Origin of the sequence: Virgibacillus pantothenticus (assembly GCF_018075365.1) — a bacterium.
GTDB lineage: Bacteria > Bacillota > Bacilli > Bacillales > Amphibacillaceae > Virgibacillus > Virgibacillus pantothenticus.
Genome location: NZ_CP073011.1, coordinates 695368 through 708811 on the forward strand (window position 1 = coordinate 695368; position 13444 = coordinate 708811).

Annotated in this window: 16 protein-coding genes; 7 read left to right on the forward strand and 9 right to left on the reverse strand. The window is 37.5% G+C overall.

The window, feature by feature from the left end; all coding sequences use genetic code 11:
* Positions 1–279: 279 nt before the first annotated feature.
* The 3 genes from KBP50_RS03420 to KBP50_RS03430 are packed head-to-tail and all read left to right on the forward strand — an operon-like array spanning position 280 to position 2207.
* Positions 280–657 carry a GntR family transcriptional regulator gene (locus KBP50_RS03420; protein ID WP_050349993.1) on the forward strand — a complete coding sequence of 126 codons (378 nt, stop codon included), beginning with the start codon at positions 280–282 and terminating at the stop codon, positions 655–657.
* Complete coding sequence (locus tag KBP50_RS03425) at positions 644–1522, forward strand: ABC transporter ATP-binding protein (RefSeq protein WP_306423704.1); 879 nt, start codon at positions 644–646, stop codon at positions 1520–1522. The genes KBP50_RS03420 and KBP50_RS03425 overlap by 14 nt, the downstream gene beginning before the upstream one ends.
* Entirely contained in the window at positions 1506–2207 is a 702-nt protein-coding gene (locus tag KBP50_RS03430) for a hypothetical protein (RefSeq protein WP_050349995.1), read from the forward strand. The genes KBP50_RS03425 and KBP50_RS03430 overlap by 17 nt, the downstream gene beginning before the upstream one ends.
* 90 nt (positions 2208–2297) lie before the next feature.
* Here KBP50_RS03430 and KBP50_RS03435 read toward each other — a convergent pair whose 3' ends face one another.
* The 6 genes from KBP50_RS03435 to KBP50_RS03460 all read right to left on the reverse strand — a co-directional run bounded on the left by KBP50_RS03435 (position 2298) and on the right by KBP50_RS03460 (position 6571).
* Positions 2298–3077, reverse strand: coding sequence for an ABC transporter permease (locus KBP50_RS03435; protein ID WP_050349996.1), 780 nt, complete (start codon positions 3075–3077; stop codon positions 2298–2300).
* Positions 3074–3982, reverse strand: a complete 909-nt coding sequence (locus KBP50_RS03440; RefSeq protein ID WP_050349997.1) for an ABC transporter ATP-binding protein — start codon at positions 3980–3982, stop codon at positions 3074–3076. Before KBP50_RS03440 ends, KBP50_RS03435 begins: the two co-directional genes overlap by 4 nt.
* Before the next feature lie 3 nt (positions 3983–3985).
* A complete protein-coding gene (locus KBP50_RS03445) occupies positions 3986–4186 on the reverse strand; it encodes a PLDc N-terminal domain-containing protein (protein WP_050349998.1) in 201 nt (66 codons plus the stop codon).
* Positions 4187–4200: 14 nt separating this feature from the next.
* Positions 4201–5292: a DUF1648 domain-containing protein gene (locus KBP50_RS03450; RefSeq protein WP_050349999.1), complete on the reverse strand. Its 1092-nt coding sequence runs from the start codon at positions 5290–5292 to the stop codon at positions 4201–4203.
* A 2-nt stretch (positions 5293–5294) separates the two neighbouring features.
* Positions 5295–5684 carry a GntR family transcriptional regulator gene (locus KBP50_RS03455; RefSeq protein WP_050350000.1) on the reverse strand — a complete coding sequence of 130 codons (390 nt, stop codon included), beginning with the start codon at positions 5682–5684 and terminating at the stop codon, positions 5295–5297.
* Between the two features lie 473 nt (positions 5685–6157).
* Positions 6158–6571 carry a helix-turn-helix transcriptional regulator gene (locus tag KBP50_RS03460; RefSeq protein WP_050350001.1) on the reverse strand — a complete coding sequence of 138 codons (414 nt, stop codon included), beginning with the start codon at positions 6569–6571 and terminating at the stop codon, positions 6158–6160.
* Positions 6572–6723: 152 nt separating this feature from the next.
* Here KBP50_RS03460 and KBP50_RS03465 point away from each other — a divergent pair, with 152 nt between their 5' ends.
* Positions 6724–7032 (forward strand): hypothetical protein, encoded by a 309-nt coding sequence (locus tag KBP50_RS03465; RefSeq protein ID WP_050350002.1) that lies wholly within the window; start codon positions 6724–6726, stop codon positions 7030–7032.
* Positions 7033–7244: 212 nt separating this feature from the next.
* Here KBP50_RS03465 and KBP50_RS03470 read toward each other — a convergent pair whose 3' ends face one another.
* Positions 7245–8144: a TIGR01777 family oxidoreductase gene (locus KBP50_RS03470; RefSeq protein WP_050350003.1), complete on the reverse strand. Its 900-nt coding sequence runs from the start codon at positions 8142–8144 to the stop codon at positions 7245–7247.
* 318 nt (positions 8145–8462) lie between these two features.
* Here KBP50_RS03470 and recX point away from each other — a divergent pair, with 318 nt between their 5' ends.
* Entirely contained in the window at positions 8463–9284 is an 822-nt protein-coding gene (gene recX / locus KBP50_RS03475; protein ID WP_050350004.1) for a recombination regulator RecX, read from the forward strand.
* A 154-nt stretch (positions 9285–9438) separates the two neighbouring features.
* Positions 9439–9783 (forward strand): YfhH family protein, encoded by a 345-nt coding sequence (locus KBP50_RS03480; protein WP_050350005.1) that lies wholly within the window; start codon positions 9439–9441, stop codon positions 9781–9783.
* 129 nt (positions 9784–9912) lie between these two features.
* Here the strand turns inward: KBP50_RS03480 and KBP50_RS03485 are convergent, their stop codons facing one another.
* Entirely contained in the window at positions 9913–10899 is a 987-nt protein-coding gene (locus KBP50_RS03485) for a metal-dependent hydrolase (RefSeq protein WP_050350006.1), read from the reverse strand.
* Positions 10900–11490: 591 nt separating this feature from the next.
* Here KBP50_RS03485 and mutY point away from each other — a divergent pair.
* Entirely contained in the window at positions 11491–12570 is a 1080-nt protein-coding gene (gene mutY / locus KBP50_RS03490) for an A/G-specific adenine glycosylase (protein WP_050350007.1), read from the forward strand.
* 324 nt (positions 12571–12894) lie between these two features.
* On the opposite strand, the gene KBP50_RS03495 is transcribed toward mutY, so the two are convergent.
* Positions 12895–13101: a hypothetical protein gene (locus KBP50_RS03495; protein WP_050350008.1), complete on the reverse strand. Its 207-nt coding sequence runs from the start codon at positions 13099–13101 to the stop codon at positions 12895–12897.
* Positions 13102–13444: the final 343 nt, after the last annotated feature.

Here is a 13444-nt window from a genome sequence, read left to right on the forward strand (position 1 = left end):
CTGCAACAAGTCTAAGCGGGAGATAACAGCACCTAAATGCCCTATTTCGTAAGAGGCCTTTAGGTCATGCTATTAAAGTACGAACAAGCCGTGAGGGATGAATGAAAATCCCCACTGATTCACTTTACCCCCACCAACCCAAAATCTTCTACGCTTCTTCTTTGTTCGCTGCCTACGCATGTATGTAAAAAATAATAAAGTTTTCCAAAACAGATTGACTCGTAGGTTACTTTGTTATATAGTTAGTCACATAAGTAATGAACCAATGAAGGTGATGCAATGAAACCGATTTTAGATGAAACCAAACCGATATTCCTGCAAATTAAAGAGCAGTTGGAGGATTCAATCATAAGCGGCTCCATTAAAACCGGAGAACGTGTGCCATCAACGAATGAATTTGCCAGTTATTATAAAATTAATCCGGCTACAGCTGCCAAAGGAATAAATGAGCTAGTAGATGAATCTATTTTGTACAAACGAAGGGGCGTAGGCATGTTTGTAACGGAAGATGCGAAGCAGATATTAATTGAAAAACGCAGGCAGTCTTTTTATAAAAATTATTTGCTGCCATTAAAAAATGAAGCGGAAAAACTGCAAATTAGTCAAGAAGAATTGAAAGAAATGGTAGAAAGGTTGGAGCAAGATGATGAAAATTGAAGTTCGTCAGTTGACGAAGCGGTACAAAAATCAATTTGCTTTAAATGATGTCACATTCACTTTGGAAGGACCAAAGATATATGGTCTTTTGGGAAGAAATGGGGCAGGAAAGACAACATTTATGGATATTCTAGCGGGAAATATTTTTCAAACCAGTGGCGATATTTTTATTAACGGAGAAAAGCCGTTTGATAATCGGAATGTACAAGCGAATGTCTGTCTGATTAAGGAAGGCGATAATTTTAAAAAAGAGTGGAAAGTAAAAGAAGTTGTTCGTCTTTATGGCTTTTTTTATCCAAATTTTGACCAACAATTAGCAGCATTTTCATTAAAAACATATAACTTAAATCCAAATGCAAAAGTGAAGACGTTATCTAAAGGGATGGAATCAGCGCTTGGCATTACAGTAGGATTGGCGAGTAAAGCACCAATTACGATCTTTGATGAACCATATATCGGATTGGATGCTGCGGCTCGTAAACAATTTTACGATGTAATGCTGCAGGAATATGAAAACGAAAAGCGGATGATTATTTTTTCCACTCATTTAATTGATGAAGTTAGTTTAATGTTTGAGGAAGTACTTATATTGCAACAAGGTAAACTGGCTTTACAAAAATCGGCTGACGTCTTACGAGAGAAAACCATCTCTGTCACAGGTCCCACAGAGAAAGTGCAGAAGTTTGTCAGCGACAAGCAAGTGATTAGTAAAAAAGAATTTATGGGAATGATGACAGCCTATATATTTGGGAACAGACAAGAAGCAGAAGGACAAGGACTTGAAGCCCAAAGCATCCCTACGCAAGACTTAATGATTCAGCTAACAGAAAAAGAAAGAGAGGATAGCCATGAAGCAATCATTTAAAGGATTAGTATATTTTTTTCTAGTGGAACTTCGTAGACCACTAATTATTTTTTGGACGATTTTATTTCCTATTTTAATCGTATCGCTCGCGTTTTCCTATTATCTGTCGCAAATAGAACAGGGACCTTTGTTTTTTAGTTTAACAGGACCATTATATGTGTTCTTCAGCATTTGGGGATTTATTTGTATAAAGGAGTTTATTCCATTTTCCATTAAGCTTGGCGCAACAAGGAAACAGATTTGGAGAGCGATCGGAGTATTTTTCCTTAGCTTAGCGGTTATCCAAGCAATATTTGCAAGTATCATCCAAGAAGTTGTCTGGAAATTAACGGATTGGGTTGGTATTGACGCGTTTCGTTTTTTACATCCAGCCCTCTTTGTTACCGATAACTGGTATACCCGGATTATGATCGATGTGGGAATCTTCACTTTCTTCTTTGCAATCTCATACTTGATTGGATTAGTATTTTATAAATACGGGCTACTTGGTGGCGGAAGTTTACTTGGAGCTATATTACTCGTTTTGCTGATGACGATAGCAACGGGATGGTTTGCAGAATTTGTGGGTAAAATTATATCTGATATGAGTGTTATCTTCTATATCCAAACGTTTGCAGTGGGAATAGCTCTTTATCTTTGTTCATTCTTATTTTTCCGCAAAATCACAATTGTAAAAGCAAGATAAATCTCTTAAGCGTTAACCCCTTATCAGCCTTTATAAGATTTAAACACTGATAAGGGGAGAAATACAGAAGCAAGCATAATATATTTTTACTCATTCATTTCGGTTGTTAAATACTTGTTTAAAACTGTAAATTGAAGCGAGCAACACTATAATAATCAGCAATACACTCACAATTGCTGCATAAATTAACGCAGAAGGTATGTCGCCAGTAATTAGCAATTCCTGAAGATGTGTCGATAAATTAGCAGGACTCCATGCAGTACGAGTTCCGAGCAAACTTGTAAGTAGACTAATAACGAGGGTTGTACCGATCGTTAAAAAAGCAACTAGTCCGGGAGAGCGCGTTAACGTATTGTAAAAAATAGATATGGTACAAATAAATATTAACCATAGACCGTAATAGAAAATAACGGCAAGAAGCATTGTAAACGCGATATCGCCATAAAGAAGGTTGGTATAATACCAGCTTGCCAGCATACCAATAATAAATGAAGACCAGATAAGTGAAAGCAAGGACAACCATTTGGCAACCACAAATTTCGTATACGAGACAGGTTTGACAAGCACGAGCTCTAATACACCACTTTTTCGCTCACCACTAATAGCACCCATTGACAATAAAACAGTAACTAAAACGCCTAACATAGAGTACTGGCTTAAGCTCATCATGATAGCATCAGCAGCCGAGAAATCAGGGAGCTCAATTACCGCACCGTCTGCCATGCCGCCGACAGCTTCCAAAATATCCGGTAGATAATAATTCGTTATTGGGTCCATAATGGCTAGCAGGATAAAAACGAGTGGCACCCAAATCCATTTTTTATTTCGCCAGTTTTCTAATAGTTCTTTTTTGAATAATACAGTCGTCATGAATGATTCACCGCCTTCATAAACATTTCTTCCAGAGAAGCTTGTTCCAGTTTAAACGTTAACAGAGGCCAATCTTCCTGCACCGCCTGTTGCAAAATTTCTTTACGCGCTTTCGTTATATCATTGGTAATCACTTGTACCGAATCTTTTTCCACTAAGGTGTTGCGGACATTTGCAAGTGTAGCTACTTTCTCCTCATAAAACGCTTGGCTTTCAGCAAACTGCAACGTTATTTTTGTCGTTTGATATTTTTGTCGCAATTCCTTCATTTTGCCGGATTCAATAATTTCTCCATTACGAAGCAGTATTAATTCATCACTGATCTCATCGGCATCACTTAAAATATGCGTCGAAAATAAGACAGTCATCTCCTTTTTCAGGTCTTCCATTAATGTAAGCACCTCTCTGCGCCCAATCGGATCAAGTGAGGATACGGGTTCATCGAGCATTAGCAGCTTAGGCTTATGAATAATTGCTTGGGCGATTCCGAGACGTTGCCTCATTCCACCAGAGTAATTGCTAATTCGTTTGTCTTTTGCGTCAATAATTCCTACTATATCAAGCAGTTCTTTGCATCTTTGGCGGGATTTTGCCTTTGACAACCCTCCCAATTGCCCACTATAGGTTAAGAATTCACTCCCTGTCATCCAAGAATAGAACACAGGATGCTGCGGTAAATAACCAATGAGCATTCGTCTATCCATGTTCTTGTTCTGCTCAAAAATGATGTTCCCAGAAGTTGGTTGTAAAAGGCCTGCGATCATTCGAAGCGTTGTTGTTTTACCAGCACCATTAGGGCCTATTAATGCGATGCATTGATGTGGTGTGAATTGATAATCCATATTTTTAACTGCGTGTGTGCCGTTGAATTTTTTGGATAAATCCGTAATAGAAAGAATCGTCATTTATTACTGCCTCCTTCCAAATATAAAGTACAGAATCGGTCCAATTATATTAAGAAATATAATGATGAACAGCCACATCCATCTTGGACCATTCGTATGCTTGTTTTTAGCCCAGTCTACTAAGCCAATAACCATTAAAATGCATTGAATAACAATAAACGGAGCAAGCAATGACCAGTTTATGGATTCGATTACCTCTAGCATATTTCACATCTCCTTTAGCGAGTTAATAGGATTAAACCAAAAACAACTAGTAAAGTTATGAAGATAATGATCCATGAGAGCGGCTTTCCCAGGTTTATTGTCCAACCAATGCCAAATCGTTTTTCTAAAAAGAGAGCTGGATCATTTTTATTGACGTAAAATTGTCCAAGTTTCCAATACTTATCATTATCCCGATCAATTACTTGTTCATTTCGTTCATCTGGAAACTTTACTCTGCTCCCACCTTGACCGGTAGAAAAAGCCAAATAAATAACACCAAGCAACAGGAGACCTTGAATAGTAATAGATGCAATGGTAAATAGCAGTTGTCCTTCGGGAATAAGTAAGATAAATTGCGCCATAGAAAGCCATATTGTGAGTAATATACTGCTAATAATCATGTACGAAGACCAGCGCTTCCGAAAAACCACATTTTGCTGTAGCGATTTGTTTGGATTTTCAGCACTAATTTGCTGCTTCACGTTGCCGATAAGAACATTTATAGCGAAAAATAAACCAGTTAATAAGAACTGTGATAATGGTAAAGCCAAAATAGATAGATACGATTTCGAGATAAAATTTGTAGCTTCCCCGAGAAAATCAAAATTGATTGGCAATTGATCTGGGAATTGGTCGTACCAAAAATACGACAGCGTGATTGTAACGATACTGATTATAAATGGAATGATAAACCATTTATGAGAGTACCTTAATTGCTGGTTGCGAAATTTTGTGTGAATCAATATTTTTTCTGTTTTTTCATTTGTCCAATTAGCAGTTTGTTTTTTTAACTTCATGGTCCGGTGAAAGTACAAATAAATGAAAAACTCAATAATGATATAGCCAATGATGACAGTGGGAAGAAATATCCCAACTTTCTTTTCTTCCATCATAGATGTTGGGGAGAAAAAGAAAATTAAAAAAACAATCATACTTACTATCGTTGTAGTTATAGCGTATTGTTTCCGTAATTGTTTCAATTCTGTTGATACGTAGATTTCTTCAGGTATCGATACACCAAAGCTTTCCGTTTTTCTTGTTAAATAAGGTGTGAAAATGAAAACAATAAACAATGGTATGAACGTAATTGCTAATATGGCATTCATAACTATTTCCCCCCTCTTGTAAAATCAGCATAGATTTGATTGCAAATTTTATAGAATTCTTCTTTCGATAAGTTACGACAAATACTTTCGGCAATGAAGGGGCGGAGATTTTTTGCTAATCCAGCTTTATACGTTTCCGTCGCTTTTGGAATGCCATCTGGATGGACCATGACTCCTTTTTGCCGGTGAATTTGTAAAAATCCTTCTTGTTTTAATTGTTGGTAGGCTTTATTAACGGTATGCAAGTTAATTCCGATATCAGCAGCAAGCGAGCGCACAGATGGTAAAGCATCTCCCGGAAGCAACTCACCTTTGGCAATTCCCTCGACAATTTGTCTAGTTAATTGTAAGTAAATTGGATCTTCTGATTCGAAGTCTAATTCAATAAACAAATATACACCCCCTTGAAGTTCTATCTGTTATATATAATGTATAACAGATAGAACGACATGTCAATATCTGTTCAACGTATTTGGATGAAGAACAAAGGCGCAAGCACCCGTTTAGCAACGTAGCGAATGGAACGAATCAACGAAAGATAAAGGAATCATGCCACTAAAACAGGGGTATGCCGACGTCTGGGGGCAAGCCCGTTTTTAGTCGGCCTTCCTCTTAGTGACGAACCGATGATGCCTTCTCGTAGGGCGCATTTCTAAAGTCGCATCGTTGCTGGGCTCATGCGCCGGACGTGCTATTCAGTTATTTCGTTATCTCCAAGCACCTAATTTTATGCTTTCTTATCTTACAAAAAAAGAGAGCATTGTTTAGCTCTCTAGTCTTTGTAGATAGGTATATTTTTAATACGGATTCAAAAGGGGAATGAGTATGCTGGGGAACTGGGATTACAGTCCGTTGTAGTAAAAGTTTATATTTGCTTGTATTGATGGATAATGTCGCCTAATAATTGGTGAATGGAGCGCTGTTTTTTAACGGATAGCTGTCGCAATTGGGATAACTTTTCCTTCAGTTCTGGAAATGTCATCACATATTCCATTATTTCCACTGCTTCATTATCAAATGAACTGTCAGAAGATCCGTAAATACGCTTAAATTCAGCTATTACATTTTCATGAAAAGAAGCATTGCCTGCTAAATGATCGAGGGATATGTGAAAAAGATCAGAAAGCTTCATTAAGGAAGAAATGTCAGGGGTAACATGGTTATTTTCCCATTTTGCTATCACAGAGCGTGAAAGTCGAAGCTTTTCTGCTAATTGCTTTTGAGTCCAACCATGCTGCTCTCGTAATCGTTTGATGTTATATGCAATTTGTTCGTTCATTTACTATCACACTCGATTGGTTAAAATTAGAAATGATTTCTATAGTAATTTCCATCCTATCATGATTTTTAATGGAAAATGATAATAAGATTGTTCTAAATTTGAACATATAGTAAAATGTTCCTATAGAGAAACAAGAGGAGGATATTATTATGATCTGTTGTCTAAAAATCTACCACCCAACGATCACAACGTTAACCAAGTGCAAAATCTTACGGTTTATTTTTAAGGATTATCCATTGGAGATTGAAGTGATTTCTAAAAACGCAGTTATTATATATGTGTGGGGTGTGCCGAAGAAAGAAGTGTGGCAAGCTGTTACCAACTTTGAAAGTACCAATGTCATTGCTGGGTATGGATTCAGTCAAGAAAAATCAGAAGCAAGATTACTGGCAGAAGCCATGGTAATAAAATGGTTAACAGTAATAAATGATAAGAGTAAGCACCCACAAGCTTTTTAATAAGGTGCGGTGAAAACTGGAGGAGGCAAAAGTTTATACAGTTTAGACAATACGTGGAATAAAGTTAAATGAATAAGTGTTACTTAAATTGGGCAACTATTCTATTTTGCTTACAGGGCGTATTTATCGAGGAACTGGCAGCGAATGGATATCCGAACAAACCATTATAAGACTGCCAGTGGATTTTTTATAATTGCGAGATAAGCACACAGTTATTCGTCAAAGGAATGGTGAAGCTGACGTAATGCCTCTTCTAAATAAGGAAAGGAAAAAGAAAACGAATGATCTAGCGCCTTTTTAGGAATAACGTACTGTCCTTTTGTGATTAGCTCAGCCATTTCTCCAAGGGCGGCATACATAAATAAAGAAGGGACAGGCAGCCAATAAGGTCGCTTTAATACTTTCGCTAACGTTCGCATGAATACCTTATTTTGCTTTGGATGGGGTGCGGTTATATTAACGGCTCCAGAAATAGCCGTGTTTTCCATACAAAATGTAATTAATCTTACTGCATCTTCGATATGAACCCATGAGATCCATTGTTCTCCAGACCCTATTTTCCCGCCTACCCCTAATTGTACAGGCAAACGCATCATTGGAAGAGCACCGCCGTGACCTAAAACAACCCCGAAACGAGTAAATACAATTCGAATACCGCTTTTTTCGGCTTTTTTCGCGATATTTTCCCACTTTGTTGCTACCTTTGCAAGAAAGTCTTCTCCAGGAGTGGTGGTATTTTCCGAAAACATTAGGTCATTTGATGTTCCATAATAACCTACAGCAGAACCACTAATGAATACTTCCGGAAGCTTAGGCAGTTTTTCTATAAACGTTACTATTTTTTCTGTAATTTGGATTCTACTGGAGAAAATCGCCTCTTTCTTCGTTTTTGTCCAATACCCAAATAAGGATTCACCAGCAAGATTAATAACAGCTTTCATAGGTGGCAATTGTTCAGCTGGATGATCGTAACCGATAAATGTTACCCCATTCGTATTTGTATGTTTTTGCGGGGAGCGTGTCAAAATATATACATAATAATTATGCTCCGATAAATAATTCGATAGCGCTTGGCCGATAAAGCCCGTCCCTCCTGTTAACAGTACATTCATTTGATTTGTCCTCCTTACCGTGCGTTTTATTTCTATTATATAGGATGCTCAAAAATGGTAGTAAGCATGACTAATGTCTTTCCATATGGTTCGATTAAAGAGTTGTTTCATGATTATTTATTTGTTGTCTGTAAATATTTACTATTTCTCGCAATTTCAACTATCCCTTTATAGAAGAAAAACTTCCACCCCAATCCTTTTGAAGAGAAAGCCACACACCCGAGTCTCTTCTCGATTTCCTCTGATTGAAATTTCACTTTGTTCTTATCAAGACATGCGCCGCACCTTTTGGTATGATGAAGGAAAGGGGAGAGCGTAATGGCAAAAATTACCCGTATTACAACACAGAAAAGAGCAAACCAACGATATAATATTTTTTTGTCGGATGAAAATCAAGGCGAACGCTATGGTTTTAGTGTAGATGAATCTGTATTAATTAACTTCCAGCTGCGAAAAGGAATGGAAATTTCCGATGCAATGGCAGCAACTATTAAAAAAAGTGACAGTATGTACCAATCATATACCCTGGCTATTAACTATTTAAGCTTGCGAATGCGAACAAAAAAAGAAATGCTGGATTATCTAACAGAAAAAGAAGTCGATCCGAGCCATATTTCAAGTGTTATGGAGAGGCTGGTGAACGAAGGCCTTCTCGATGATCGTCAGTTTGCGGAAATGTTCGTACGATCGCGAATAAATACTTCATCGAAAGGTCCAGCTATGATTAAGCAAGAACTGATGAATAAAGGTGTAGAAGCATATATAGCAGAGGATGCATTAAAGCAATTTTCGTTCGCATTACAATATGATAAAGTCCAGGGATTAGCTGAAAAAAAGCTGCAGCAGAAAAAGAAGCAATCGTTTCAAAAGCAACTGCAAAATATTCAAGCTTTATTACAGCAAAAAGGATATACGAAGGATGTTATTCAATCAGTATTCAATGATCTTCCATGTGCAAGAGATGATCATGCCGAATGGGAGGCAATTATCCATCATGGAGAAAAATTAAGAAAAAAACATACTGTGAAGCGATCAGGTTTTGAATTAAAGCAGAAAATAAAAGAAGGGTTATACAGAAAAGGCTTTTCCTTAGACTTAATTCAGCAGTACATAGAGACTTATTTGGAAAAGAAAGAGTAAGGGAAGGCAGTTGAGTTTCTTTTCTGTATTTTGGTTGGTAAAATAGAGAGGGTTTACTATGGTCCTACATAAGTCATCCCTATAAATGATTGGCTTGATACTTTGGAAAATGGGAAAAAATAGTTTATGGCTATATAAAGGGTGGAGAACTTTCATGAACAACAATTATCGTTACAGTGACTATTCAGTGGAGCAATTGCGTCAAGAAATAGGAAGGCTAAAAGAAAAAGCACAGAAAGCAGAACAACTTGGGAATATCTCGGAGGCTGCCGTAAATGAACGAAAGATGCAAGTTGCGTTAGCTTACACGTTAAACCCTGAAGACTTTACGGCAAATGAAGCTTACGAATTTATCACAGATCCAGGCTGGAGTTTTAAGGTAGATTACATTAATGGAGTATTTGCTTGGGGGCATAGAGTGAATTTATTAGGAGAAGTATATAAAAAACAGGAAGCTGTTCCTATTTCGCTATTGGGTAAAATGGTGAAGGAAAAATAATAGTATCCTTTGAGGGGGATAGGTGATTTTTGGGAAATGTTTTGTAGTCGGCATCATTTCAAAAATGGGATATGAACTTTTTTAATAAAGAGAAAAACAGCAGGGATTGAGCCTGCTGTTTTACAACGCTTAAATGGGGTTCTCTTCTACATATAGCTTGTTCTGAAGTTTCCTTTCTGAAAAAATCCATCCTGTATAAGAACTTGTAATGCGAAGAGAATCGTCAATTTGGACGACAGCAACAAACGGGTAATGGCCTTTGGAACGGTAACGCAAGTCGATAAATCGCACTTCGGTATAATCCTTATATTCGTTGATTTCCCAACGATATACAGGAGAAAAAGATAGAAATGCAGCAATATTTTTATCGGTTTTAGCGACTTCAATCAGTTCTGTATCCGGCAATGGTACGCGATGAAATTCGTCGATAATTTCAATATGATTGTTATCGACGACACCAACATAGAACCTATCCTTTGTTGTAATAGCTACACGCCAATAATTTTGTTTAATGGTAGGAGAAGTAGTTATTTGTTCCACTTCAGAAAAATAGTCATGAATCTTTTTTACAATGAACCGTTTATCCATATAGCGTTTCACATAGTAAAGCAGGATCACGCTATAAATAACCACCCAAATAAAAGCAGGGTTTGCACCCAATGCCCATGCAGCGATGCCGGCAATATGCAGGAAAAATATATACGGATCAAATGTATTAATAAATCCATAAGCTACCCAGCGATTGGAGAACGGCCGATAGGCTTGTGTTCCATAAGCATTAAAAATATCCACTAAAACATGGATAATCACCGCTATAGCAGTCCATTGCCAAATATGAAAAAAACTTTTTTCCGGGACAAATAAATGAACGATGCTTGCAATTAAAACTCCCCACATAAGGACAGCGGGAATGGAATGTGTAATTCCACGGTGATGACGTATATAGGTTGCATTATTTTTTAATTTTAAAATTGTATCAAAGTCTGGTGCATGAGAACCAGCAATAGTTCCCACCAGAACGGCATTAAACAAAACAGGGTCCGTTTGTATAACTGGGTCGATGGTAGCTAATCCTCCCAGGGCAACCCCCATTACAATATGGGTACCAGTATCCATAATTGGTTTTCCTCCTTAAGCTGCGTCTATAGTTTGTATTATTCTATTGTAGAGGTTATTCAAAAAATACACTAAAAGGCTTGCTTCTCAGCTCTTGGAAAAGGACGTTTCCAGCATGAGAATGGTTTTTGAGGACGCCCATACTAGTGCTCATGTAGCAAAATACATACGACCTTCTACTTAAGCTGCCTACGTCTTCGTGGTAGCGCAGAAGCCAGTACATTTTGTACAAGCACTACTCGAACCTTCAACGCCTTGAGCTCAAACGCACAGGGACGTCTTAGTGTCTGTGCCGGAACAGGACAAAAAGCTGCATCAGCAACGCATCGCACGAGAAAAAGTGCTTTCGAGAACGTTGCGACTTCACCGCCCTTGATCTTTTTTACTTTTTTGAACAAGCTCTTGTAGTAAAATGGATGTTCAAAAAAAGTCAGGTAAAATTAACTATAATGGGAGATAGGCTTTATTTTGCTTTCGCTTATCTTCCGATTATAGAGCATTCGAGAACTGAACTTTGTTTTGAACACGCACTATAAAGGACAGGAAATAATCTTGGTTACGTTTTTATTGTACCATATAGGAAGTGATTTTATGAATGATGAAAAACTACAATCTATTGACATTTTGACATTTCGCCGCGATTTAGTGGAATGGTATAAGAACAATAAACGGGATTTACCATGGCGTCAAGATCAAGACCCGTATAAAGTGTGGGTCTCTGAAGTAATGCTACAGCAAACAAAAGTGGATACCGTTATTCCATACTTCAATCGCTTTATTAATAAATTTCCGACCATAGAAGCATTAGCTGAAGCTGATGAGCAAGAGGTATTAAAGGAGTGGGAAGGACTTGGTTATTATTCTCGGGCAAGAAATTTGCAACACGCTGTTAGAGAAGTAGCGACTACTTACAAGGGGCAAGTGCCTAATGATCCAGATGAGCTTGGTGCGTTAAAAGGAGTTGGCCCATATACCAAGGGGGCTATCCTATCGATTGCGTATAATCAGCCAGAACCAGCAGTAGATGGTAACGTGATGCGTGTCTTATCTCGAGTTCTAAAAATTGAAGATGATATTACACAGCAACGGACTAAAAAACAATTTGAAGCATGTGCACGCAAACTAATCGATCCACAAGATCCCTCTTCGTTTAATCAAGCAGTTATGGAATTAGGTGCTTTAATATGTACTCCGAAATCTCCAACCTGTTTATTATGCCCGGTTCAAGCTCATTGCCAAGCTTTCGCTGTAGGTGTAGAAGAGGAATTGCCGATTAAGAAAAAAGCGAAAAAGCAAAAGAAAATCGCTTACGTCGTTTTACTGGTGGCGGATGAACAAGGTAATTATATAATAGAAAAGCGAAAAGATAGTGGTTTGTTAGCAAATCTATGGCAATTTCCGATGGTTCCTATTGAAGAAATAGGCTGGAATCATTTAGAAAATTGGGTTTATGGCGAATTTGGGTTTCGTGTGTCATTAGGGAAAAAACAGGGAGAGTTGAGGCATATATTTTCCCATTTAATATGGCAGTTGGAAATATATGAAGCAAGGCTGATAGGGGAAATAGTTGGAGAACAAAGACTGCAACTAGTAAATAAGGAAGAATTAGCAACATATCCTTTTCCTGTCCCCCATCAAAAAATCATGAAGACATTATTTGCGAATGAATAAAAGAGCGCCAAGAAATTGGTATGTCAGTGTTTCTGCTATGATAAAACTTTCCATTTACCAGCTTCACACATTGAAGCTGGGACAAAGCCTTTGGTCAAAGTAACATACAAACTATATAGAAAATAATGGATGTTGCATATAACCCGCTCGGAAATATACCACACACACCTTAGGACAGCTGGTGAGCCTCCAAGTGCTAACGCACTGCGGACTCTCACCGATGCCTTAACTCCAGCAGGAGTCATATATTTCTGGCTATATTACTACATCATTCGCCTTTGGAGTTAATACCATCAACCTTGTTTAAATTGAAGTAAATGCCTCTTATACAGGGATAATGGGGTGGTTATTTAAGTTTTCCTTCCTTTGATACATTTCTTTATTGATTTCATGCAAAATGGTTAATCCCTCTGGGTTTATATAAGGAAGAAGTTGTGACAGTGCATGCTGGAAATAAACTAATTCATGCTCACTCCATTCTGTTTTACTCATCATGGATAGTTCTGTAAAATCACGTTTGATTTGTTCCATTTCTTCATCCTCCAGAAAAGTACTACTTGATATCATCATGCATATAATGCTTGCATCTAGCCCCTTTTAAAACTGAATTAACGTAAGTGAAGATAATGACGCTCTAGCCCCTAATTAAATCAGTTTAAGGAAAAAGAAAACGCCTTCCTTAGACAAAGCGATTGTACCTTCAACAATATTGTATTCAACATTTAAACTGATTCTAAATTAGGGATGAAGGCGGTTCCCCACTTGTTTTATTATGTGGATTTAATCAATTACTATCCAATTGGAAAAAATAAACTTTAAATGATTATTTTACTAAAAAAATTACGGATAACCTATAGTGTAATGGGACAAATTA

Excerpts from the sequence above, each read along its gene's own strand:
- KBP50_RS03420 (WP_050349993.1), top strand. The coding sequence starts at position 280 with ATGAAACCGATTTTAGATGAAACCAAACCGATATTCCTGCAAATTAAA.
- KBP50_RS03470 (WP_050350003.1), bottom strand. The coding sequence starts at position 8,144 with ATGAATGTACTGTTAACAGGAGGGACGGGCTTTATCGGCCAAGCGCTA.
- KBP50_RS03460 (WP_050350001.1), bottom strand. The coding sequence starts at position 6,571 with ATGAACGAACAAATTGCATATAACATCAAACGATTACGAGAGCAGCAT.
- KBP50_RS03435 (WP_050349996.1), bottom strand. The coding sequence starts at position 3,077 with ATGACGACTGTATTATTCAAAAAAGAACTATTAGAAAACTGGCGAAAT.
- recX (WP_050350004.1), top strand. The coding sequence starts at position 8,463 with ATGGCAAAAATTACCCGTATTACAACACAGAAAAGAGCAAACCAACGA.
- KBP50_RS03440 (WP_050349997.1), bottom strand. The coding sequence starts at position 3,982 with ATGACGATTCTTTCTATTACGGATTTATCCAAAAAATTCAACGGCACA.
- KBP50_RS03445 (WP_050349998.1), bottom strand. The coding sequence starts at position 4,186 with ATGCTAGAGGTAATCGAATCCATAAACTGGTCATTGCTTGCTCCGTTT.
- mutY (WP_050350007.1), top strand. The coding sequence starts at position 11,491 with ATGAATGATGAAAAACTACAATCTATTGACATTTTGACATTTCGCCGC.
- KBP50_RS03480 (WP_050350005.1), top strand. The coding sequence starts at position 9,439 with ATGAACAACAATTATCGTTACAGTGACTATTCAGTGGAGCAATTGCGT.
- KBP50_RS03450 (WP_050349999.1), bottom strand. The coding sequence starts at position 5,292 with ATGAATGCCATATTAGCAATTACGTTCATACCATTGTTTATTGTTTTC.
- KBP50_RS03430 (WP_050349995.1), top strand. The coding sequence starts at position 1,506 with ATGAAGCAATCATTTAAAGGATTAGTATATTTTTTTCTAGTGGAACTT.
- KBP50_RS03425 (WP_306423704.1), top strand. The coding sequence starts at position 644 with ATGATGAAAATTGAAGTTCGTCAGTTGACGAAGCGGTACAAAAATCAA.
- KBP50_RS03495 (WP_050350008.1), bottom strand. The coding sequence starts at position 13,101 with ATGGAACAAATCAAACGTGATTTTACAGAACTATCCATGATGAGTAAA.
- KBP50_RS03465 (WP_050350002.1), top strand. The coding sequence starts at position 6,724 with ATGATCTGTTGTCTAAAAATCTACCACCCAACGATCACAACGTTAACC.
- KBP50_RS03485 (WP_050350006.1), bottom strand. The coding sequence starts at position 10,899 with ATGGATACTGGTACCCATATTGTAATGGGGGTTGCCCTGGGAGGATTA.